At 63.3% G+C, this 22,058-nt stretch carries 18 protein-coding genes and 1 tRNA gene; 12 read left to right on the forward strand and 7 right to left on the reverse strand.

Going from position 1 to position 22,058, the window contains the following annotated elements; all coding sequences use genetic code 11:
• Positions 1-89: 89 nt before the first annotated feature.
• The gene (locus tag DL237_RS02300; protein WP_119397416.1) at positions 90-1,190 is read right to left on the reverse strand and encodes an ABC transporter ATP-binding protein; all 1,101 of its coding nucleotides are present in this window, start codon (positions 1,188-1,190) and stop codon (positions 90-92) included.
• 414 nt (positions 1,191-1,604) lie between these two features.
• Here DL237_RS02300 and DL237_RS02305 point away from each other — a divergent pair, with 414 nt between their 5' ends.
• Positions 1,605-2,282, forward strand: coding sequence for a TetR/AcrR family transcriptional regulator (locus DL237_RS02305; RefSeq protein ID WP_119397417.1), 678 nt, complete (start codon positions 1,605-1,607; stop codon positions 2,280-2,282).
• A gap of 307 nt (positions 2,283-2,589) precedes the next feature.
• On the opposite strand, the gene DL237_RS02310 is transcribed toward DL237_RS02305, so the two are convergent.
• Both DL237_RS02310 and DL237_RS02315 read right to left on the reverse strand, forming a co-directional pair.
• On the reverse strand, positions 2,590-3,894 hold the full coding sequence (locus DL237_RS02310) for an NAD(P)/FAD-dependent oxidoreductase (RefSeq protein ID WP_119397418.1): 1,305 nt from the start codon (positions 3,892-3,894) through the stop codon (positions 2,590-2,592).
• A gap of 86 nt (positions 3,895-3,980) precedes the next feature.
• On the reverse strand, positions 3,981-4,748 hold the full coding sequence (locus DL237_RS02315; protein WP_119397419.1) for an IclR family transcriptional regulator: 768 nt from the start codon (positions 4,746-4,748) through the stop codon (positions 3,981-3,983).
• A 257-nt stretch (positions 4,749-5,005) separates the two neighbouring features.
• Between DL237_RS02315 and DL237_RS02320 the strand changes: the two genes are divergently transcribed.
• The 3 genes from DL237_RS02320 (at position 5,006) to DL237_RS02330 (ending at position 8,179) form a co-directional block, all read left to right on the forward strand.
• Positions 5,006-6,022 carry a taurine ABC transporter substrate-binding protein gene (locus DL237_RS02320; RefSeq protein WP_407691895.1) on the forward strand — a complete coding sequence of 339 codons (1,017 nt, stop codon included), beginning with the start codon at positions 5,006-5,008 and terminating at the stop codon, positions 6,020-6,022.
• Positions 6,023-6,107: 85 nt separating this feature from the next.
• Positions 6,108-6,914 carry a taurine ABC transporter ATP-binding protein gene (locus tag DL237_RS02325; RefSeq protein ID WP_119397421.1) on the forward strand — a complete coding sequence of 269 codons (807 nt, stop codon included), beginning with the start codon at positions 6,108-6,110 and terminating at the stop codon, positions 6,912-6,914.
• Positions 6,911-8,179, forward strand: a complete 1,269-nt coding sequence (locus DL237_RS02330) for an ABC transporter permease (protein ID WP_119397422.1) — start codon at positions 6,911-6,913, stop codon at positions 8,177-8,179. The genes DL237_RS02325 and DL237_RS02330 overlap by 4 nt, the downstream gene beginning before the upstream one ends.
• 105 nt (positions 8,180-8,284) lie before the next feature.
• Here DL237_RS02330 and DL237_RS02335 read toward each other — a convergent pair whose 3' ends face one another.
• Positions 8,285-9,604 carry a GH1 family beta-glucosidase gene (locus DL237_RS02335; protein ID WP_119397423.1) on the reverse strand — a complete coding sequence of 440 codons (1,320 nt, stop codon included), beginning with the start codon at positions 9,602-9,604 and terminating at the stop codon, positions 8,285-8,287.
• A 1-nt stretch (position 9,605) separates the two neighbouring features.
• On the reverse strand, positions 9,606-10,637 hold the full coding sequence (locus tag DL237_RS02340; RefSeq protein WP_119397668.1) for a LacI family DNA-binding transcriptional regulator: 1,032 nt from the start codon (positions 10,635-10,637) through the stop codon (positions 9,606-9,608).
• A 242-nt stretch (positions 10,638-10,879) separates the two neighbouring features.
• On the opposite strand from DL237_RS02340, the gene DL237_RS02345 reads away from it, so the two are divergent.
• The 5 genes from DL237_RS02345 (at position 10,880) to DL237_RS02365 (ending at position 17,206) form a co-directional block, all read left to right on the forward strand.
• Positions 10,880-12,148 (forward strand): ABC transporter substrate-binding protein, encoded by a 1,269-nt coding sequence (locus tag DL237_RS02345; RefSeq protein WP_119397424.1) that lies wholly within the window; start codon positions 10,880-10,882, stop codon positions 12,146-12,148.
• A gap of 124 nt (positions 12,149-12,272) precedes the next feature.
• A complete protein-coding gene (locus DL237_RS02350; RefSeq protein ID WP_119397425.1) occupies positions 12,273-13,280 on the forward strand; it encodes a carbohydrate ABC transporter permease in 1,008 nt (335 codons plus the stop codon).
• 9 nt (positions 13,281-13,289) lie between these two features.
• Positions 13,290-14,450 carry a carbohydrate ABC transporter permease gene (locus DL237_RS02355; protein WP_119397426.1) on the forward strand — a complete coding sequence of 387 codons (1,161 nt, stop codon included), beginning with the start codon at positions 13,290-13,292 and terminating at the stop codon, positions 14,448-14,450.
• A gap of 8 nt (positions 14,451-14,458) precedes the next feature.
• Positions 14,459-16,117: an alpha-glucosidase gene (locus DL237_RS02360; RefSeq protein ID WP_119397427.1), complete on the forward strand. Its 1,659-nt coding sequence runs from the start codon at positions 14,459-14,461 to the stop codon at positions 16,115-16,117.
• A gap of 3 nt (positions 16,118-16,120) precedes the next feature.
• On the forward strand, positions 16,121-17,206 hold the full coding sequence (locus tag DL237_RS02365) for an ABC transporter ATP-binding protein (protein ID WP_119397428.1): 1,086 nt from the start codon (positions 16,121-16,123) through the stop codon (positions 17,204-17,206).
• Between the two features lie 48 nt (positions 17,207-17,254).
• Here the strand turns inward: DL237_RS02365 and DL237_RS02370 are convergent, their stop codons facing one another.
• Positions 17,255-18,100, reverse strand: coding sequence for an SDR family NAD(P)-dependent oxidoreductase (locus tag DL237_RS02370; RefSeq protein WP_119397429.1), 846 nt, complete (start codon positions 18,098-18,100; stop codon positions 17,255-17,257).
• A gap of 342 nt (positions 18,101-18,442) precedes the next feature.
• Here DL237_RS02370 and DL237_RS02375 point away from each other — a divergent pair, with 342 nt between their 5' ends.
• Positions 18,443-19,540, forward strand: a complete 1,098-nt coding sequence (locus DL237_RS02375; protein ID WP_119397430.1) for a DUF475 domain-containing protein — start codon at positions 18,443-18,445, stop codon at positions 19,538-19,540.
• Positions 19,541-19,653: 113 nt separating this feature from the next.
• On the opposite strand, the gene DL237_RS02380 is transcribed toward DL237_RS02375, so the two are convergent.
• Positions 19,654-19,729 (reverse strand) — tRNA-Lys (locus DL237_RS02380).
• 138 nt (positions 19,730-19,867) lie between these two features.
• Here DL237_RS02380 and dapF point away from each other — a divergent pair.
• Positions 19,868-20,695, forward strand: a complete 828-nt coding sequence (gene dapF, locus DL237_RS02385) for a diaminopimelate epimerase (protein WP_119397669.1) — start codon at positions 19,868-19,870, stop codon at positions 20,693-20,695.
• Between the two features lie 3 nt (positions 20,696-20,698).
• The gene (mtaB, locus tag DL237_RS02390; RefSeq protein WP_119397431.1) at positions 20,699-21,955 is read left to right on the forward strand and encodes a tRNA (N(6)-L-threonylcarbamoyladenosine(37)-C(2))-methylthiotransferase MtaB; all 1,257 of its coding nucleotides are present in this window, start codon (positions 20,699-20,701) and stop codon (positions 21,953-21,955) included.
• The last annotated feature ends 103 nt before the right edge of the window (positions 21,956-22,058 follow it).

Below are 22,058 nucleotides of genomic sequence, written 5' to 3' on the forward strand. Positions count from 1 at the left end.
ATTTACGGATCCCGCGCTACGGGCGGAACGAACGGGATCTCGATAGGCCGCAGCAGCCTGACGGCCGCCGCGGAAACGTGCGATGATCGTCAGGCCTCGAGGGCCCGGCAATCCTCGGGCAGCCAGCCGATCTCGACTGTCTCGCCCCGTTTGAGGCGGACCTGATCGGGCGCGTTCCGGGTCTTGACGATAAAATCGTCGCGCCCCGCCACACGCAGACGCGTGCGGAAGATGTCGCCCATGTAGATGAATTCCATCACTTCGGCCTTGAGCAGGTGCGCGCCTTCCTGAAGGCGTTCCTTGTTCATCTCGACCCGCTCGGGGCGGATCGACACGCGGGTCCGGTCACCGGGTTTGGTGACGTTGATCGGACGGGCCGAAATCAGCTCTCCACCGTCCAGCTGGACGGTACAGGTTTTGCCGGAGATTTCCTTGACGGTCCCCTCCAACGTGTTGTTTTCACCGATGAATTGCGCGACGAAGCTGTTTTCGGGCTCTTCGTACAGCGTGTCGGGCGGCGCGAGTTGCTGGATGCGGCCATCGTTGAAGACGGCGACACGATCCGACATGGTCAGCGCCTCGGTCTGGTCGTGGGTCACATAGACCGTGGTGATGCCCAGTTCATGGGCAAGGCGGGTGATTTCGAACTGCATGTGTTCGCGCAGCTGCTTGTCCAGCGCGCCGAGCGGTTCGTCCATCAACACCAGTTCCGGTTCGAACACCAGCGCGCGGGCAAGCGCGATCCGCTGTTGCTGCCCACCGGACAGTTGAGCCGGGCGGCGGTTCGCAAAATCGCCCATCTGCACCATGTCGAGGGCGCGCATCACCTTCTTTTCACGCTCGGACTTGCCGATCTTGCGGACTTCCAGCGGGAAAGAGAGGTTTTCACCGACGGTCATGTGCGGGAACAGGGCATAGTTCTGGAACACCATGCCAATGCCGCGCTTGTGAGGCGGAATATTGTTGATCGGCGTGCCGTCCAGCATGATCTCGCCGTGCGTAGCGGTTTCGAAACCGGCCAGCATCATCAGGCAGGTGGTCTTGCCTGACCCCGACGGCCCGAGCATCGTCAGAAACTCGCCCTTGGGCATGCTGAGGTTCAAATCTTTCACGACCAGCGTTTCGCCGTCGTAACTCTTCTGCACGCGTTCGAACGCAACGAACGCTTCGCTGTCAGATGTTGATGCCAAATCCGGCTCCCCGTTCAGTTTTTTCTTCGCAGACGCTTGTGCTCCGCGTTAGGCTGTAGGCGACCTGTCGCTTGCGGACGATCCGTGGACCCAGCCTGTAGATCAACATGCCCGGTCCGAGCCGTCCGATAATCTACTCCAAACATGGGCCAATTATCGCCGTTGTCACCCCTGAATGTCGTTCAGGTGCAATTATTAATCATTTTTGATCAGGATTCACATCCCGTTTTCTTCAAATTTTCTGGTTTTATCGGTATTTTCGCGCATATCGCGACCTGACTGCCGGTTTGCACGGCATTTGTGCACATCTGCCCAGCATCACCCCTGAGGCAGGGATGAAGAGAGTCGCAAGCATCATTCACTTGCGAGGCTCCTCAAGCTTGAATATCGTTCACTTTCATGAGGGCGATTTGAATGGCTGACAACAAGGGTGAATCCCTGAAAGAAGGGCGCGTTGCGCGGCGGCAGAGGCGCAATCGCGAGGCGCTGATTCGTGCGGCGAGCGACGTCATGTCCGAAAAGGGCATCGATGCAGCCACCATGTTGGAGATCGCGGACCGGGCGGATGTGGGCGCGGGGACAGTCTACAACTATTTCCGCTCAAAAGATGACCTTGCCGTGGCCGTGCTGGAGGAGATCATGCAGGATCTTTCGCTGCGGGTCGAAACCGCAACGGGCGATTTCGCCGATCCCGCCCATGTCTATGCCGTGGCGCTGCTGACCGTGCTGGAAACCGCAACGACCGACGACCGCTGGCGGCAATTGCTGGGCCGCTCGGGCATCGTCGCGGATGTCATGTTTCGCAGAATTGGCCCATTTGCCATAGACTTGCTGAAGCAGGGGGCGCACAGCGGACGCCTTTCGCCGGGCGATGCCGCGATGACCTGGCGGCTGACGACACATGCCATCGTGGGGGCAGGCCTGTCGGTCAGCCATGGCGATCTGCCGGCAACGGAGATGCCGGACGCCGCCGTCCGACTGCTGTGCATGGCCGGGCTGAGCGCGGGTGTGGCGCAGGAACTGACCGCTCGTCCCCGCCCGACATTGCCCCCGGAAGAGGGGCTGGGCAGCATGGCGGCGCAGGGCCACTGACCCCGCCGCAGGCATCGGTTTCAACGTCGGTATCATGACGGTATCTGAGCGGTGGAATGACCGGTGCGCGGGAACCGGTGCGCAGGACCGGCGGCAGAGGTTCATCAAACGGCCCTGCCGGGACAGACGCGCCATTTGCCGCCGCGAAACCATTCCCCCATCGGGCGCCCCCGCCACGCGGATCGCGCCATAGCCAGCGGTTGCGCCGAACGCCCCCCTTACCTGACCCGGCGCGGTGTCGAAAACGGCCGGGGGCCGCCCCACGTCCGGCGGCGACGGGTGAGGCGCACGGCAGGTGCGGCGCTGTTCAGCGGGTTTCGAGATAGTCCATAAGCTTCATCAGGCGCACGGCGGTGGCGAGACCCAGACGCTTGGTACGACCCAGCGGAAAGGCGCGGGCCTGCGTCACCGGGAACGGCAAGGCCGCAGGGTCAGCGCCAAGGATGCGTTCTGCCATAACCCGCCCCATGACATGCGACAGGGCGACACCGCGACCGTTGTAGCCCAGCCCGACGAGCATTCCGCTGCGCGGTTCATGCAGATGCGGCAGGTGATCATCTGTCACGGCAACCTGCCCGCCCCAACGATAGCGCCAGCGCTGACCTTTCAGCTGGGGGAACACGCGCTCGGCATCGCGGATCAGCCAGTCAAAGCCATCGAAGGTGCCGTCGCGCCTTGGCTTGCCGACGCCGCCGTACACCATGCGATTGTCGGCCTCGCGGCGCGCGTACATGATGACGCGGCGGCTGTCAGAAATGGTGTGCCCCTCGGGGAGGATCGAATCGACCACCTCATCGGGCAAAGGCTCCGTCGCGATCTGGATCGGGGTCAGCGGCAGGACGCTGGCCGCAAGACCGGGCAGCAGCTCTCCGCTGTAGCCATTGGTCGCGACGACGACCCAATCCGACGTGACAGACCCGCCCGGGGTGGTCGCGCGCCAGACGTCACCGTCCTTGCGCAGCGCCGTCACCGGGCTTTGCCCGAAAATCTGCGTGCCGCGGGCAATGGCGGCGCTGGCCACACCGCGCGCCAGCATCAGCGGTTGCACCGCACCGCCCCGCGGCGTGACGACGCCGGAGGCGTAGGCCCTGCTGCCGGAAATACGCTCCAGCTCGGGTCCATCGACGTGATACATGCCCGCCCCGAAGGTGTTCCAGGCTTTTACCCCGGCTTCGGCGTTGCGGCGGGCGGTGGCGTTGTGATTGACCCGCAACCAGCCCGCTTGACGCGGTTTGCAGGCAATGCCGTACTGCCGGATCAGCGCGAACAATTCATCCGCCGACGTCAGCGACGCCTGGGTCAGCCGGTCGAAATAGGTGGCGCCCAGGATCTTGTGCAGCATGGCGGGGGTATTGTGGGGCAACATCGGATTGACCTGACCGCCGTTGCGCCCCGAGGCCCCCCAGCCGACATCGCCGGCATCAAGAACCACGACGCGGCTGCCGGCCTCGGCCAGGGCCAATGCGCAGCGCAGCCCGGTGAACCCGGCGCCGATCACGGTCACGTCGGCGCGCATATCGCCCTGCAACACCGGGCTGGCATCGCGTGCGCCCGCCGTCGCCTTCCAAAGGGAGTCTGGCCATGTTGGGCGGGCGACAGGAAGGTCAAACATAGGGGTCTCGTACCATGGAACGCGGGTGCCAGTATTCGAAGCGATGCTGGGTTTCGTCAAGGTGTGACCCTGTGTACAGGCGGTTCTCAGCCCGCCTGCCACCCCATTTGCCGCGAAATCTGTCGGGCGGCGGCGATGACCCGCTGCGCCTGCGATTCGACCTGCGGCGCGGTGGCGAGGTCGGACATCGTCCAGACGTTCAGACAGGCGGTAACCTGATCCTGCGCGTTCCAGATCGGCGCGGCGATTCCGATGACCGGCAGGTATTCCTCCTGCACCGCCATGCCGTAGCCGCTGCGCAGGATGGCGGGGAATTCGGCAGCAACGTCCTGCGCCGTGACCTTGGTAAATTCGGTGAAACGGTCATACCGCAGCGCACCCAGAAGCGCATCGCGCCGGGACTGCGCCATATTCGCCAGGAACACCTTGCCCGCCGCGGTGCAGTGCAGCGGCGCGTGATCGCCGGGGTGGGCGGCATAGCGCACCGGCATCTGGTCGACCGTGCGCAGGTACAGGATGGTGTCGCCGTCCAGCACCGACAGTGCGACGTTCATGCCCGTCTCGTCCCCGAGGCGCAGCATGACGCCGCTGGCAATCTGCTGCAAATCAATGCGACGCCAGGCCGAGCGCGCCCAATTGTGCAGCCGCGTGCCGGTTTTGTAGGTGCGGCTGGCCTTGTCGTATTCAACAAGGTCTTCGCCCTGAAGCACCGCGAGGATACGGTGGCAGGAGCTTTTGACGAACCCCGTCTGCGCGACGATTTCGGAGAAGGCCATGGGGCCGCGCGATTGCGACAGCACGTCCATGATCTGCGCACACTTGGTGACAATCGAACTTTCGCTGGATCGGCCCATGATCGGCCTCCGTGGTCTATTGCATTGCAGGACGCGACGGCGCGCTGCGGAAAGGCAAGGCAGACGGGGTCGCGCGACCGTCCCGAGAGACATGTTAAGGTTGACTGTGAAAGTCCGCCGTCCCTACTTTTGTGATACAGAACAAAAGTTCCGCAATTCGATAGATAAAGCAACCCTGTTCGACGGACATGCCTTGCGCGGGCGACAAGAGACGCAAGCTGGATCGCCGGACGACATGCACCCAACAGGAGCACATGATGAAAAACCCCCTTGCCACGTTTCTGGGCGGCACGGCGCTGGCCCTCTGCGCACTGACACTGAACAGCCCGGCGGCACAGGCCCAGGGCCTGGACGAGATCACGGTCGGCTATTTCCTGGAATGGCCGCTGCCGATGATGGAGCCGAAGGCGCTCGGCACCTATGACGAGGCGCTTGGCCTGACGGTGAACTGGGTCAGCTTTGAAACCGGCACCGCGATGAGCGCGGCCATGGCCTCGGGCGACGTTCAGATCGCGGTCAGCCAGGGCGTGCCGCCCTTTGTCGTCGCGGCCTCGGCCGGGCAGGACCTTGAGGCGCTGGATGTCGCGGTGTCGTATTCCGACAACGACAATTGCGTCGTTGCCAGCAAGCTGGAGATCGACAAGACCAATGCGGCCGACCTGGCGGGCAAGAAGGTGGCGGTGCCGCTGGGCACCGCGGCGCACTATGGCTTTTTGCGGCAGATGGATCATTTCGGCATCGAGCTGTCCAGCCTGAGCATCGTCGACATGGCACCGCCCGAAGGCGCCGTGGCCCTGTCGCAGGGCGCGGTGGATTTCGCCTGTGGTTACGGCGGCGGTCTGGCGCGGATGAAAGAGCATGGCAACGTGCTGCTGACCGGCAAGGAAAAGGAAGATCTGGGCATTCTGGTGTTCGACGTCACCTCGGCCCCCGAGGGGTTCGTCGCGGAATATCCCGATCTGGTCGCCAAGTTCCTGGCCGTGACGGCAGACGCCAATGCCCGCTGGAACGCCGGGGATGAGGGTGACGCGATGCTGAAAGTCATCGCCGAGGATTCCGGCATGGACCTGGAGGCGGCGCGGGCCGCGATCGCCACGATGGAATTTCCCAGCGTCGAGGAACAGCTGAGCGCGAAATGGTTCGACGGGGGCGTGCAGACCTTCATGAAGGGTGTCGCGGATGTCTTTGTCGAGGCGGGCAGCATCGGCAGCGCACGTGACAGCTATGCCGGCAACGTCAATGTCGAGCCGCTGAAGATCGCCGCCGGCGAGTGATCCGGTTGCGGGCCCGTGCACGCGGGCCCGCGATAGACCTGCGGCGAATTTGCTGCGACGCCCTCACATCATGCGGAGGCCGGATATGACCGGATTGTCCATCGACCGAATTTCCATGCGCTTTGATCTGCCCAACGGCAGCGCGGTGCAGGCGTTGAAAGACGTTTCGCTGACCATCGGGCAGGGCGAGATCCTGACCGTCCTTGGCCCGTCGGGGTGCGGCAAGAGCACGCTGCTGAATATCGTCGCAGGGTTTCTGGCCCCGACGTCGGGCAAGATCACCCTGAACGACACACCCGTGCGCGGCCCCAGCCGCGAGCGTGGCATGGTGTTTCAGAAAGGCGCGCTGTTCGAGTGGATGAACGTGCGGGACAACGTCAGTTTCGGGCCGCGCATGAAAGGGCAGAAACCGGGCGACTACGCGGCGGAGGTCGATCACCTGCTGGAGGTCGTGGGCCTGCGCGATTTCAAGGAAAAGGCGATTTACGAACTGTCGGGCGGGATGCAGCAGCGGGTGGCGCTGGCGCGCTGCCTGGCCAACCACCCCGACGTGATCCTGATGGATGAACCGCTGGGCGCGCTGGACGCGCTGACGCGCGAAAAGATGCAGAGCCTCGTCCTCAAGCTGTGGAAAGAAACCGGCAAGACGATCATCCTGATCACCCATTCGGTCGAAGAGGCGCTGTTGCTGGGGGAACGCCTGCTGGTGATGGCGCCCCGCCCCGGCCGCATCCATTCCGAATACCGCCTGCCCTTTGCCGACATGGGGGTCGACATGGACCTGCGCGAGGTCAAGAAGCACCCCGATTTCGCCCCAAGGCGCGAAGAGATCCTGTCGCTGATCTGGGACATGGAAGAAGAAATCATGGGCCGCAAGGAGGTCGCGGAATGATCCCCCTTCTGCTCTACATCGGCTTTTTCATCTTGACCTTCGCCATCGTCAGGGCGCTGACCGGCAGCATGAGGAAGGACGATTTCATCGCCCGCAAGACCGTGACCTTTGGCGATGAAAGCGCGGTTGTCGCGGATCGCCGGGCCTCGTTCTTTTCGATCTTTGCGATCTTCCTGTTGTGGGCCAGTTTCACCGGGTCGGTCCTGTTGCCGGACTTTTTGCATATGCCGGGGCCGTTCACCGGCACGGGCACCTTTACCTATACCGCACAGACAGCCGACGGGCAGAGCGATGACGCCACGGTGTCGGTTACCGTGCTGGCCGATGCGCAGGAGTCCGACGCGGTCGAGGTCGCGCCGGGCGAGGGGTTCGCCAAGAACGACAGCATGGCGATTTCGACCTATCGCAGTTCGCTGGCGCGCGTCGATGCCAATGACGAGGTGACGCGCGACGATGGTGCGACCGTGGTGGCGGTCAACGGCGAGCCGATTGCGCCGGGCGGCGAGGTCAGGACCGACTTTGCCCGCATCGGCATGTCGCAGCGCGGCACCTTGAACGTGGAGCCGAACAGCGGCTGGCAGATGGAGCCGATCTGGCTGCCGGCCCCGGAGGCGGTGTTCAAACGCTTTGTCGAGATCGCCTCGACCGGGTTCCGCAATTATACGTTGCTGGAGCATCTGGGCTTTTCCCTGTTCCGGGTCGTGTCGGGGTTCGTGCTGGGCGCCGTGGTCGGCATTCCGCTGGGCTATGCGATGGGGCTGTCCAACTGGTTTCGCGGCTGGTTCGACCCGATTGTCGAATTCATGCGGCCCGTCCCGCCGCTGGCCCTGATCCCGCTGGTGATCATCTGGGCAGGCATCGGCGAGGGCGGCAAGATCATCCTGCTGTTCCTTGCGGCACTGTGGATCATGGCGATTGCGGCGCGGGCCGGGGTGTCGGGTGTCGATATCGCCAAGGTCCACGCGGCCTATTCGCTGGGCGCGTCAAAGGCCCAGATCATGCGCCATGTGATCGTGCCGAACTCCCTTCCGGAGATATTCACCGGCGCGCGGGTTGCCATGGGCGTCTGCTGGGGCACGGTTGTTGCTGCCGAACTGGTGGCAGCGGAAAAGGGCGCGGGCATGATGATCATGGTCGCGTCGAAATTCCAGAACACCGACATCGTGCTGATGGGCATCATCCTGATCGGCATCATTGGCTTTGGCATCGACATCCTGATGCGCTGGTGCGAGCGGGTGTTGGTGCCCTGGAAAGGACGCTCCTGAGCGGCGTTATGGGAAGACTGAAAGGACGCTCCTGAGCGGCCTGACAAAGCGAAAAGAAGGGCCGCGCAACATGGCGCGGCCCTTCTTTCTTTACTTCACCAACCGTCAGGTCAGCGCTTTTTGCAGCGCGTAGTAGGAGTCTTTCGGGGTCCGCTCCATCGTGTCGAAATCGACGTGGACCAGCCCGAAGCGCTTTTCATACCCAAGCGCCCATTCGTAATTGTCCATCAGGGACCAGACGAAATAGCCCTGCATCGGCACGCCTTCGGCTACGGCGCGGCGCACCTGTTCGACGTGCTGGTTCAGATAGTCGATGCGGGCCCGGTCCGGCACGGTGCCGTTGACGATGTGATCCTCGTTCGACATGCCGTTTTCCGTGACGAGGAGGGGCAGGTCGCCGGTGTATTCCGCAGCCGTCCGCTTGAGAAACTTGTAGAGGCCTTCGGGGTAGATCTCCCACCCCATCTGGGTCTTGGGCAGCGGGCCCTCAACCTCGTGGTGATGCGGCCAGGGGCCATTGTCGGGGCCGATCAGCTTGCGCGTATAGTAATTCACGCCGCACCAGTCGAGCGGCGCTGCGATGGTGTCGAAATCGTCCTGCCAGCCCTCGGGCATATGGGGGGCGAACCCCTCCATCACGTCCGCCGGGTATTCCTTGTTGAACACACCGCCGAGGAAGAAGCGGTTGTAATAGGAGTCATAAAGGGTCGCGGCCTGCTGCGCCTGCGGGGTTTCATCGGCGGGGTCGGCCCATTCCATGTTGAAGACCGCCCCGAGGTTGGACATGCCGAGGCCGCGCATGGTTTCGATGGCGCGGCCATGTGCCAGCAGGACGTGGTGCATGGCGCGGGCAGTGGCGCGGATGTCGCGCAGACCGGGTGCATGATGGCCGAGGAAATGGCTGAGCCAGCCGACGCACCAGGGTTCGTTGATCGGGGCGACGTTGTACATGCGATCCCCGATGCGGCCCATGATCACCTCGGTGAAATCCGCGAACCAGCCGGCCACGTCGCGGTTGCGCCAGCCGCCGAGGTCGGCCAGCGGCGAGGGCAGTTCCCAATGATAGAGCGTCGCGCAGGGTTTGATGCCGCGTTCCAGCATCGCATCGGTCAGGCGGTCGTAGAAATCGAGCCCCTCGGCGTTCACCGGGCCGCGCCCTTCGGGCATCACCCGCGCCCAGCTGGTGGAAAAGCGGTAAGCATCGAAACCGGCGGCCGCGATCAGGTCGAGGTCGGATTCGTAACGCAGGTAGTGTTCGCAGCCCCGGTCGCCGTTTTCGCCGCGCACGACATTGCCGGGGGTGGCGGCGAAATCATCCCAATGGGTGCGCCCTGCCCCGCCGAAGGCATGGCCTTCGATCTGGTAGGACGAGGTGGCGGTGCCGAAGAGGAACCCTTCGGGGAAATCCTTGCGGGTGAAGTTCATGTCAGGTTCTCCTGCGGGCCGGCCCGGTGGACCCACCCACGACCAACTCTGCCTCAATCATGTGGTGAACGGGGCCGCTCTCCGGGGCGGAGATCAGCGCAACCAGCTGTTCGGCCAGAATGGCGCCAGCCGCGCGGACCGACGCCCGGGTGGCGGTGAAAATCGGAATATCGTCACCGTTGCGCAGATAGGACAGGTCGTCATCGTGGGTGATGACCGACACGTCGCGGCCCATCGTCAGGCCGGATTCCTGTATCGCGCGGCGAATGCCGATGGCCGCCAGCATAGAGGCCGACAAGATCGCGGTGGGCGGATCGGCAAGGTGCAACAGGCGCCGGGTTTCACGATACCCGTAGCCTTCGGTCATATCGGCACTGCACATCAGGGCAGGATCGGCGGCAATGCCGGCGGCATCCAGCGCCTCTTGATAGCCGGAGCGACGGCGTTGGGCAAAATCCATGTATTCCAAGCCGTTGATCAGCGCGATGCGACGGTGGCCAAGGTCGGTCAGGAACTGCGTGGCGCGCCTGAACGACCGTTTGTTGTTGACGTCCACCCAACTGTAGGGCGCGGTGATCCCGGTCGAGCGGCCATGCACGATGTAGGGCATCCCGATCTCGTTCAGCAGCGGGATGCGCGGATCCTCGACCGACGGCCCTTGCAGGATCACCGCATCGACCGCGCCACGTGCATGAAGTTCGCGATAGATCTTGCCCTCGTCATCCTCGAGCACGCGGCTGATCATCATGTCGTAGCCGAAACGCGCCAGCGCCTCTGTCGCGCCGCCGACGAAATCGCCGAAGATCGGGTTGACCATCTCATGCTCGGACGACCCCGGCACGATCTGCGCGACGACCATCGACCGCCCGGTCGCCAACCCCTTGGCACGGCTGTTGGGCCGGTAGTTGAACCGGACCGCAGCATCCTGCACGCGCAGGCGGGTCGCTTCGCTGACCTCGGGATAGCCGTTCAGGGCCCGGCTGACCGTGGTTTGCGACAGCCCCAGTTTTTCGGCCAGGGTCTTGAGGTTCATCATCGCTCCAAAGCGGTTTGGAAAATCCGTATTGAGTCCTCTTTGAAGCGAAACAGGCAGCAGGTCAATCCCGTTGACGTCTCAAGATAAAACTTCCAGAATGCGTTGGAAATGAAAGAATTTGAGACAATAGATTGACATCGCGCGCCAGTGTGGACATTAAAATGCAGCATTCAAAGCGCTTTGAAGCTTGAGTCGTGATCGGCGCAATGACACGCTCAATGCAACCGGGAGGAGAAACAATGAAAAATACGTTTATTATGGCCACCGCAGCCCTGGCACTGATGGCTGGCGGCGCCCATGCCGAAAAGGTCACGGTGTTCGGCCCATGGCTGGGGCCGGACCAGGAAGATGTCGAAGCGGTCATGGCCGGGTTCGCCAAGGCCTCGGGGCACGAGGTGTCCTATGTCGGCTCCGACAGCTTTGAACAGCAGATCCGCATCGATGCCGAGGCCGGTTCCGCGCCCAATATCGCGATCTTTCCCCAGCCCGGCCTGGCCAAGGACATGGCGCGCGCCGGGTTCCTGACGCCGATGCCCGATGGCACCGCCGACTGGGTCAAGGAAAACTATGCCGCGGGCCAGTCCTGGGTCGATCTGGGCACCTACCCCGGCCCCGATGGCGAGGATGCGCTGTACGGCTTTTTCTACAAGGTCGATGTGAAATCGCTGGTCTGGTACGTGCCCGAGAACTTTGAGGATGCGGGCTATGAGGTGCCCGAGACGATGGAAGACCTCAAGGCGCTGACCGAACAGATGGTGGCCGACGGCGAAACGCCGTGGTGCATCGGGCTGGGTTCGGGCGGCGCGACCGGCTGGCCTGCGACCGACTGGGTCGAGGACATCATGCTGCGCAACAACCCGACGGATGTCTACGACGGATGGGTCAGCAACGAGATCCCCTTCAACGACCCCCGCGTCGTGCAGGCGATCGAGGATTTCGGCTGGTTCGCCCGTGACGACGCCAAGGTGTCGGGTGGCGCAGGGGCCGTTGCCTCGACCGATTTCCGCGACAGCCCCAAGGGCCTGTTTTCGGCCCCGCCGCAGTGCTACATGCACCACCAGGCGTCGTTCATCCCCAGCTTTTTCCCCGAGGGGACGCTGGTTGGAGAAGACGCTGATTTCTTTTACTTTCCCGCCTATGCGGACAAGGACCTGGGCAGCCCGGTCCTGGGCGCGGGCACCCTGTGGGCCATTACCGACGACAGCCAGGGCGCGCGTGATCTGATTGCCTACCTCGAAACCCCCGAGGCGCATGAGATCTGGATGGCACGCCAGGGGTTCCTGACCCCGTTCAAGGGTGTCGACACCGAGGTCTTTTCCGACCCGACGCTGAAGAAGATGAACGATATCCTGCTGAATGCCACCACTTTCCGCTTTGACGCATCCGATCTGATGCCGGGTGCGATCGGGGCCGGGTCATTCTGGACCGGGATGGTCGATTATACCGGCGGCAAGCCCGCACAGCAGGTCGCGGACGAGATCCAGTCTTCCTGGGACGCCCTGAAGTAAAACCGACGACGAGGGGCGACGCGTCGCAAGCGCGTTGCCCTTTCGTGCATTTGAGACCAAGATTTCGGTCAGCCGGCGCAGACAGCCGGCGCAGACTCGGGCCGCGACGAAGGGGAAGGGCAAGATGAACTCCGCACTGCAGGCCGTGCTGACGATCCTGATCGGGCTGGGAGGGTGTATCAGCTATTTCTACCTGTCCAACCTGTTGCTGGACAAGGTGATCTGCCGCCCCACGGGTCCAAACGCCGGGCGCAACATCAACCGCGCCAACCTGATCCGGCCCTGGCTGTTTCTGTTTCCCGCCATCTTTGCCCTTGGCGTTTATCTGGCCTATCCGGTGTTCGAGACCCTGCGCCTGTCGCTGACCGACCGGGTGCCGGGCGGCGGCTATCGCTGGGCGGGGCTGAGCAATTACACCCAGATGTTCAACGAGCCGAAGTTCTGGGAGGCGATGCGCAACAACATGCTGTGGCTGATCGTGGTGCCTGCCGCGTCGACCGCGTTCGGGTTGCTGGCGGCGCAGCTGACGGACCGGATCCGGTGGGGGGGCATCGCGAAATCGCTGATCTTCATGCCGATGGCAATTTCATTCGTCGGTGCGGCGGTGATCTGGAAGCTGATCTATGATGCCCGTCCCATCGACCAGGCGCAGATCGGCGTGTTGAACGCGATCTACATCGCCCTGGGTGGAGACAGCCCGCAGAACTGGCTGACAATCCCGTTCTGGAACAACTTTTTCCTGATGATGGTGCTGGTGTGGATCCAGACGGGGTTTGCCATGGTGATCCTGTCGGCCGCCCTGCGCGGTATCCCCGAAGAGACGGTCGAGGCGGCGATCGTGGACGGGGCGAACCCGTTCCAGATCTTCTTTCGCATCAAGGTGCCGCAGATCAGGACGACCATTCTGGTGGTCTGGACCACGATCACCATCATCGTGCTGAAGGTCTTTGACATCGTCTACGCCATGACCAACGGGCAGTGGGAAACGCAGGTTCTGGCCAACTACATGTTCGACAAGCTGTTTCGCGCCAATGACTGGGGCATCGGATCGGCATCGGCCATGATCATCATGCTGCTGGTGTCGCCCATCCTGGTCTGGAACGTCCGCAATGCGCGGAAAGAAATGCGCTGAGGGGCAGACATGGACAATATCGCCGGTACCAAATCTTCGCTGACATGGGCGGTGCATCTTTCGGTGGCGCTGCTGGTGGCCCTGTGGCTGTTCCCCACCGTGGGCCTGTTCGTGTCGTCGTTTCGCACGGCCGACCAGATTGCCACGAACGGTTGGTGGAAGGCGCTGTTTCCGTCGGAGCAGAACCTGACGCTGCGCACAGACAGCCCCGAAACGCAGGTGCAGCAAGGTGCGCTCTACGTGATCGAGGGCAACCTGTTTGCCGTCGACGGGCGGCCCGTGGACGAGGCGACGGTTTCCGCCTGGGGTACCTCTTCGCGCGACATTGCCGCCTATGAGCCGGGCGACGTGGCCGAGGTTGACGATGGGGCCACCCTGACCGTGGACGATGCCGGCAACTATCGCATGGAAGGCCCGGCCGAGTTCACCGGACGACGGGGCGAGCGGGTGTTTGTCGTCGCCACCACCCCGCCCGAGCTGACGTTCGAGAATTACCGCAACCTGCTGTTCAGCGGGCGCAATACCGATGGCATGGTGAATGCGTTCTTCAGCACCATGACGGTGACGATTCCGGCGACGGTGATTCCGATCCTGATCGCCGCCTTCGCCGCCTATGCCCTGGCCTGGATGGATTTCAAGGGCCGCGCCCTGCTGATCGCGCTGGTCGTCGGGCTGCTGGTCGTGCCGCTGCAACTGGCGCTGATCCCGCTGCTGAAGCTGCACCTGGCCATCGGCATCGGCAAGGGCTACCTGGGCGTCTGGCTGGCCCACACCGGGTTCGGCCTGCCCATGGCAATCTACCTGCTGCGCAACTACATGGCGGGTCTGCCGCGTGACATCATCGAAAACGCGCGCGTGGATGGCGCAACCGAGTTCCAGATATTCACCAAGATCATCCTTCCCTTGTCCTTCCCCGCCCTTGCCAGTTTCGCGATCTTTCAGTTCCTGTGGACATGGAACGACCTGCTGGTGGCCAAGGTGTTCCTGATCGACGCCACGGGTCAGACGACCGTGATGACGGCCCAGATCGTCGATTTGCTGGGCACCCGGGGTGGCAATTGGGAAATTCTTGCCACGGCCGCGTTCGTATCCATTGCGGTGCCGCTGTTCGTGTTCTTTGCCATGCAGAAATACCTGGTCCGCGGCCTGTTGGCCGGTTCCGTGAAATAGGACACTCCATGACCTCACAACTCGCCCTATCGACAGAAACCACAACCGCTGGCGCCGATGACTGGTGGCGCGGGGGCGTGATCTACCAGATCTATCCGCGCAGTTTCCAGGACAGCAACGGCGACGGGATCGGCGATCTGGCCGGGATCACCGAACGCCTGCCCTACGTCGCCTCGCTGGGAGTGGACGCGATCTGGATTTCGCCGTTCTTCACGTCTCCGATGAAGGATTTCGGCTATGACGTCAGTGATTACTGCGACATCGATCCGATGTTCGGGGCGCTGGCCGATTTCGACGCGCTGCTGGCGCGGGCCCATAGCCTGGGGTTGCGGGTGATGATCGACCTGGTGCTGTCGCACACGTCGGATCAGCATCCCTGGTTCGCGGAAAGCCGAAACGGTCGCGACAACGACAAGTCGAACTGGTACGTCTGGGGCGACGCCAAGCCCGACGGCACACCGCCCAACAACTGGCTGTCGATCTTTGGCGGGCCCGCCTGGCAGTGGGATTCGCGCCGCCAGCAATATTACCTGCACAACTTCCTGACCTCTCAGCCGGACCTGAATTTCCATTCTCCCGCCGTTCAACAGGCGCTGCTGGATGTCGCGACCTTCTGGCTGGACCGGGGCGTGGATGGGTTTCGCCTGGATACCATCAACTTCTACACCCACGACGCGGAACTGCGGAACAACCCCGCCATTGCGCCCGAGCTGCGCACGGCCAAGACGGCCCCGGCGGTAAACCCCTATAACTGGCAAGAGCACCTCTACGACAAGTCGCGCCCCGAAAACCTGGAGTTCCTGCGCCGGTTGCGCGCGGTGATGAAGCCATACGGGGCCGCCGCCGTGGGCGAGGTCGGGGATGAACAGCTCGGCCTGGAGATATTGGGCCAGTACACCGCCGGCGACGACCTGATGAACATGTGCTATGCCTTCGAGTTGCTGTCAGGCGACACGCCGACGGCGAAATTCATCAAGGAAACGATGGACCATGTTGCGCGCGTGGCGAGCGATGGCTGGGCCTGCTGGGCCTATTCCAACCATGACGTTGTGCGCCATCCGACGCGCTGGCTGCTGACCGACGTTGCCACAAAGACGTTCAACACCCTGCTGATGTGCCTGCGCGGGTCCGCCTGCATCTATCAGGGCGAGGAGCTGGGCCTGCCCGAGGCCGATGTGCCCTATGAATCGCTGCAGGATCCCTATGGCATCGAGTTCTGGCCCGAGTTCAAGGGCCGCGACGGCTGCCGCACCCCGATGGTCTGGGAGGCGAATTCGGACCACGCCGGGTTCGGGTCGGAAATGCCCTGGCTGCCGATCAGTTCGTCCCAGGCGGTGCTGGCGGTGGACCAGCAGGAGGTGCGCAAGACCTCGACGCTGAACCACTATCGCCGCACCATCCAGATGCGCCACGACAGTCCGGCGCTGATGCGCGGCAGCCAGGAAGACATGCAGGCGAATGGCGACCTGCTGACGTTCCTGCGTGTCGATGGGGCCGAAACCGTGTTCTGCGCCTTCAACCTGGGGCGCGACGGCACCAGCGTTACCCTGCCCGCAGGCGAATGGGAGAACATGGCAACCGACATCATCGGCGCGACCGAGGCGACCTCAGGCCGCGCAGAGCTGCCCGGTTGGGGCTACCTGGTCGCAAGAAAGAAGGCGGATTGAGCCATGTCCCAGGTCACACTGAGCAATGTCGAAAAAACCTATGGGGGCGCGGTGCGCGTCCTCAAGGATATCAACCTCGAAATCGAACCGGGTGAGCTGATCGTCTTTGTCGGGCCGTCGGGTTGCGGCAAGTCGACCCTGCTGCGAATGATCGCGGGGCTGGAGAAGATCTCGGGCGGGGACCTGATGATCGACGGGCAGCGGATGAACGACATTCCGCCGGCACAGCGCGGCATCGCGATGGTGTTTCAGAGCTACGCCCTCTATCCGCACATGACCGTGCGCGAAAACATGGCCTTCGCCCTGAAGCTGGCCAAGAAATCCAAGGCCGAGATCGACAAGGCCATCGAAGATGCGGCCCGTGTCCTGCAACTTGAGGATTACCTTGACCGGCTGCCCAAGGCGCTGTCCGGCGGGCAGCGTCAGCGGGTCGCGATCGGTCGTTCGATCGTGCGCGATCCGAAGATCTACCTGTTCGACGAGCCGCTTTCGAACCTGGACGCCGCGCTGCGGGTCGCGACCCGGATCGAGATTGCCCGCCTGAAGGAGGCGATGCCGGACCGCACGATGATCTACGTCACCCATGATCAGGTCGAGGCAATGACCCTGGCCAGCCGCATCGTGATGCTGGCCGACAAGGGCATCGCGCAGGTCGGCACGCCGATGGACCTTTATGAGCGGCCAGCCAATGAAAAAGTCGCGCTGTTCATCGGGTCGCCCGCGATGAACCTGCTGCCGGGAAAGGTCACGGCGACGGGCGCACAGACGCAGGTACAGCTGGAACATGGCGAATACGTGCTGTCGGACATTCCGACGACCGAGGCCGATATGGGCAAGACCGTCAACATCGGTGTGCGCCCCGAGCATCTGGAGGTGACCGAGGGCGCGGCGTTGTTCCGGGGTCGCATCGACTTTACCGAAGCACTGGGCGAGGTCACGCTACTGTATTTCGAGACTGTCGGGACCGATCCTGCCCTGATTGCCAAGCTGAACGGCGTGCATGCCGGTCTGCGCGGTCAAACCATGGGCCTGACCGCCGCACCCGAAAACGTGCATCTGTTTCACCAGGGCGAATCGATGCGCCCCTGAGGATGCACTGGCAATTTATGCACCCCTTGGGGGTAAACTGGCAGAGGATCAGCCTTCCTCGGCCATGTAGGCCCTGAACGCGTCGGCGTGATCGGGGTGCCAGCGTGACAGGGCAGGACGGTTTTCAGCGACGTCACCTGCCGCCCAAAGCATCCTCTTGCGATCAGTGGCGGTGTCGACCTCATTATCCGGGCACAAGATGTAGAAGTCTCCGGCGGCCAAACGCTCCATCATGTAGTCTGCGACCTGTTCGGCGCTCCACGCGGCCTCTGGTTTTTCCTCCACGCCACGGGCGCGGGTCAGGCCGGTGAACGTGAACCCGGGGATCAGCAGGTGCGCCGAGACGCGCCCCGCCGTCTGCTGTACCAGATCATGCGACAAGGATTCCGTCAGCGCCTTGAGTGCCGCCTTGCTGACGTTGTAGGCGGTATCGCCGGGCGGCAGGGTGATGCCCTGTTTCGAGCCGGTGCAGATGATCGCGCCCGGCGCGCTACCCGCGATCATGTCGGGCGCGAACACCTGCGTGCAGTGGATCGCCCCCCATAGATTCGTCTCGAGCGTGGCCCGCCAGACCTCTTCGCCCGCGAACAGCCCGCCCCCGCCTTCGCGGCCGGCATTGCTCATCACCACGCTGACCGGGCCGAGCGCCTGCGCCGCCGCGCGCAGCGCCACGATATCGGCGCGGCAGGACACGTCGGTAGGCTGGGCGTGAACCGTATGCCCATCCGTGCTCAGCGCCTGTTGTGCCGCGTCCAGCGCCGGGCCAGGCAGGTCCGCAATCACGACCTGCATCCCCGCAGCTGCAAAACGGCGGGCGGCGGCCAGGCCGATTCCGCTGGCACCCCCTGTCACGACGGCAACGGTTCCGGGAACGATGGCGGGGTGGTGGGTCATTGTGCGGTCTCCTGTCGATGCCCGGGGATGGCACATCCGCCCTCCCCGGAACAGCCTGCGATGTCACGGCCCCCGACGGGTTTTCGTGACATGCGAGACGGCCCGGACGAACGTGGGCCGACCTTTCCGCAAAGACCATAGGGCCATGGCAGCAAAGGGAAAGGGTCCGCAAAGGCCGCCGGTGGCCCGCGAAACCCGATTTACGTTTGCCCCGAAACTGCGTAAGATGGGCGCACCAGGCCGTACGCGGCCTGTGCAGCGACCGGGCCCCTCTGGCGAAAGTGGCGGTGCTTTCGTGATGTCGGCACTGCGTTCGGTTCCAGCCGCCTGGACCTATCCAGCATGCTATTCAGGACGTTGCTCACACGCGGGCCAAAACGGCAAACGCCGTCCTCGGGCGCATTCATGCACTACTTTTTCTGGGCCCTCGTGGTCACGGCCGTCGGGCTGGCACTGGCCGCCCTTCTGGGATGGCAAACCACCGGCACGCTTCGCGGCACACTGACGGTTTTCCTGATCTGCGCGATTCTGGCGGTGCTGGAAATCAGCCTGTCGTTCGACAATGCCATCGTGAACGCCAACAAGCTGAAGGAAATGACACCGCTGTGGCAACGCCGCTTTCTGACGTGGGGCATCCTCATCGCCGTGTTCGGAATGCGCATCCTGTTTCCGCTGCTTGTCGTCGTCGTCGCCGCCGGAATCAGCCCCTGGAAGGCGCTGATGCTGGCCTCGACCCGGCCCGAGGAATACGCCGAGATCATGCATCACGCCCATCTGCCCATCGCGGCGTTCGGCGGAACCTTCCTGATGATGGTGGGCCTGAATTTCTTTTTCGATACGGACAAGGATATCCATTGGCTGAACTGGCTGGAATGCCGCATGTCGCGCGTCGCCTCGATCCGAAGTGTCGAGGTGGCGGTTGTTCTGCTGATCATCCTGACCTTTTCGGCACTGCTGCCCGGGCGTTCGTCCCAGGTCTTTATCTGGGCTGCAATCTGGGGACTTGTCACCTTTCTGCTGGTCGAGATCCTGGGCCGCGCGCTGGACAGTCCAAAGGCCACGCTGGGCGCCGGCGCGCGTGGGGGGCTGGGCGCCTTTCTGTATCTTGAGGTGCTTGACGCCTCGTTTTCATTTGACGGGGTGATCGGGGCCTTCGCGCTGAGTCAGAACCTGTTCATCATCGCCATCGGCCTGGGAATCGGTGCGATGTACGTGCGATCAATGACCATCATGCTGGTCGAAAAGGGCACCTTGACCCAATACCGCTATCTGGAACACGGGGCGTTCTACGCCATTATCGCGCTGTCCGTCGTGATGTTCGCACAGGCCCTGATCGAGATTCCCGAAGCGGTGACCGGGCTGGGCGGTGCGGTCGTGATCGGCGCCTCTCTCTGGTCGTCGATCCGCTGGAACAAGCAGTGCGACCACACCCGCGCCTGACACATCGCCACCCCGGCCCAACTGCGGGTCGGGGTCGACATCGCCGTGTCGTCGAGATTGGCGCAGATCAGGCCCAAGGCTCTGATATCGCGCAACAACAAGGTTGGGGTGAGTGGTGAGCCGTACAGGGTTCGAACCTGTGACCTACTGATTAAAAGTCAGCCGCTCTACCAGCTGAGCTAACGGCCCACTCGAGCCGCCGTCTAAGGGTGCCAGCGGGTAGGGTCAAGCAGAAATCCACAAAAAATTCACAGAAAAGCGCGCGCGCACCTGGACGGCGTCGTGGCGCGCCTTTTCAACAAGGGTCGGAGGGTCTATATCGCCGCAATGCAGATCAACGATTTTCCCCATGGCCTGCCCTTCATGAAGATGCATGGGCTTGGCAACGACTTTGTCGTGATCGACTCGCGCGGGCGCGAGGCGGTGACGACGCCTGCGCTTGCACGTGCGGTGGGCAGTCGCCATTTCGGCGTCGGCTTCGACCAGTTGGCCGAGATCAGGGATGGCGACGGGTCCGACATCACGCTCGACTTCTGGAACAGCGATGGCACCCGCGCACAGGCCTGCGGCAATGCCACGCGCTGCGTGGCGGCGCATGTCCTGGCAGAGGGCGGCGACAGCATCACGATCCGCACCGCACGCGGCCTGTTGCAGGCCCGGCGCGAGGGCGATCAGATCAGTGTCAACATGGGGCCGCCGCAGCTGGACTGGCACGAGGTGCCACTGGCGCGCGCCGTCGACGTGAAGCACCTGCCGCTGGCGGGTGACCCTGTTGCCGTCGGCATGGGGAATCCGCACTGCGTCTTCTTTGTCGACGATGCCGAAGCGGTGCCGTTGATGCAGCGCGGCCCCGAGGTCGAAAAAGATCCGCTGTTTCCGGAACAGGTGAACGTCGAATTCGCACAGGTGCGCAGCCGCGACGAGATCCGCATGCGGGTCTGGGAACGGGGCACCGGCGTCACCCTCGCCTGCGGGTCGGGCGCCTGCGCCACGGCCGTAGCGGCGGCCCTGCGCGGCCTGACCGAGCGCCGGGTGCGCATGGAGCTGGACGGCGGCTGGCTGACGCTGGACTGGCGCGATGATGGCGTCTGGATGACCGGACCGACCGCGCATGTCTTCGACGGCGTCCTTCCCGCCGCAATCACAGGGGCCTGAGCGATGGACAATACGCCACTCTTCACTACGCTCGGCTGTCGCCTGAACGCCTATGAAACCGAAGCGATGAAGGCGCTGGCCGCCGAGGCCGGTGTCGAGAACGCAGTGGTTGTCAACACCTGTGCCGTGACATCCGAGGCCGTGCGCAAGGCCCGGCAGGACATCCGGCGCCTGCGCCGCGAAAACCCCCAGGCGACGCTGATCGTCACAGGCTGCGCGGCCCAGACCGAACCCGAAACCTTTGCCGCAATGTCCGAGGTCGACCTGATCATCGGCAATACCGAAAAGATGCAGCCTGCCACCTGGGCCAACCTGTCACCTGATTTCATTGGTGATACAGAGCGTGTGCGCGTCGATGACATCATGTCCGTCACCGAAACCGCCGGGCACCTGATCGACGGCTTCGGAACCCGCTCTCGCGCATATGTCCAGGTGCAGAACGGGTGCGATCACCGCTGTACCTTCTGCATCATCCCCTTTGGCCGCGGCAATTCCCGGTCCGTCGCGGCAGGGGTCGTGGTCGAACAGATCAAGCGGTTGGTCGATCAGGGATATCAGGAGGTCGTGCTGACCGGGGTCGACCTCACCTCCTGGGGGGCGGACCTGCCGGCGACGCCGAGGTTGGGCGACCTGGTCCTGCGCATCCTCAAGCTGGTCCCCGACCTTGCAAGGTTGCGCATCAGCTCGATCGATTCGATTGAGGCTGATGACGCGCTGATGCAGGCGATCGCGACCGAACCGCGCCTCATGCCACATCTTCACCTTAGCCTGCAGGCCGGCGACGACATGATCCTGAAACGGATGAAACGCCGCCACTTGCGCGATGACGCTATTCGGTTTTGCGAAGACGCACGGCGCCTGCGCCCCGACATGACATTCGGTGCGGACATCATCGCGGGCTTTCCGACGGAAACCGAGGCGATGTTCAGCAACTCGTTGAAATTGGTGGAGGATTGCGACCTGACCTGGTTGCATGTCTTTCCCTATTCGCCACGCCCAGGCACCCCCGCCGCGCGGATGCCCCAGGTGAATGGGCGCGCGATCAAATCCCGCGCCGCGCGCCTTCGCGCGGCCGGTGACAGACAAGTTGCACGACACCTTGCGGATCAGCCCGGCAAAACCCACAGCATCCTGATGGAGAGCCCGAAGATGGGGCGTACGGAACAGTTCACCGAGGTACATTTCACCGCTCCCCACCCCGAAGGCCAAATCGTAACGGCACGGATTACCGGGCACAGCGACGGACATCTTACGGCCTGAAAGGAACAACGGGTTTACCGGGGCTTTGCCACAATTCCGATGGGCGGCTGCAAAGACGACGCGAAAGCCGACCTCGGTATCGCGTCGGTATCGCGTCGGTATT

The organism is Pseudooceanicola sediminis, from assembly GCF_003575965.1.
Taxonomy (GTDB): Bacteria; Pseudomonadota; Alphaproteobacteria; order Rhodobacterales; family Rhodobacteraceae; genus Pseudooceanicola; species Pseudooceanicola sediminis.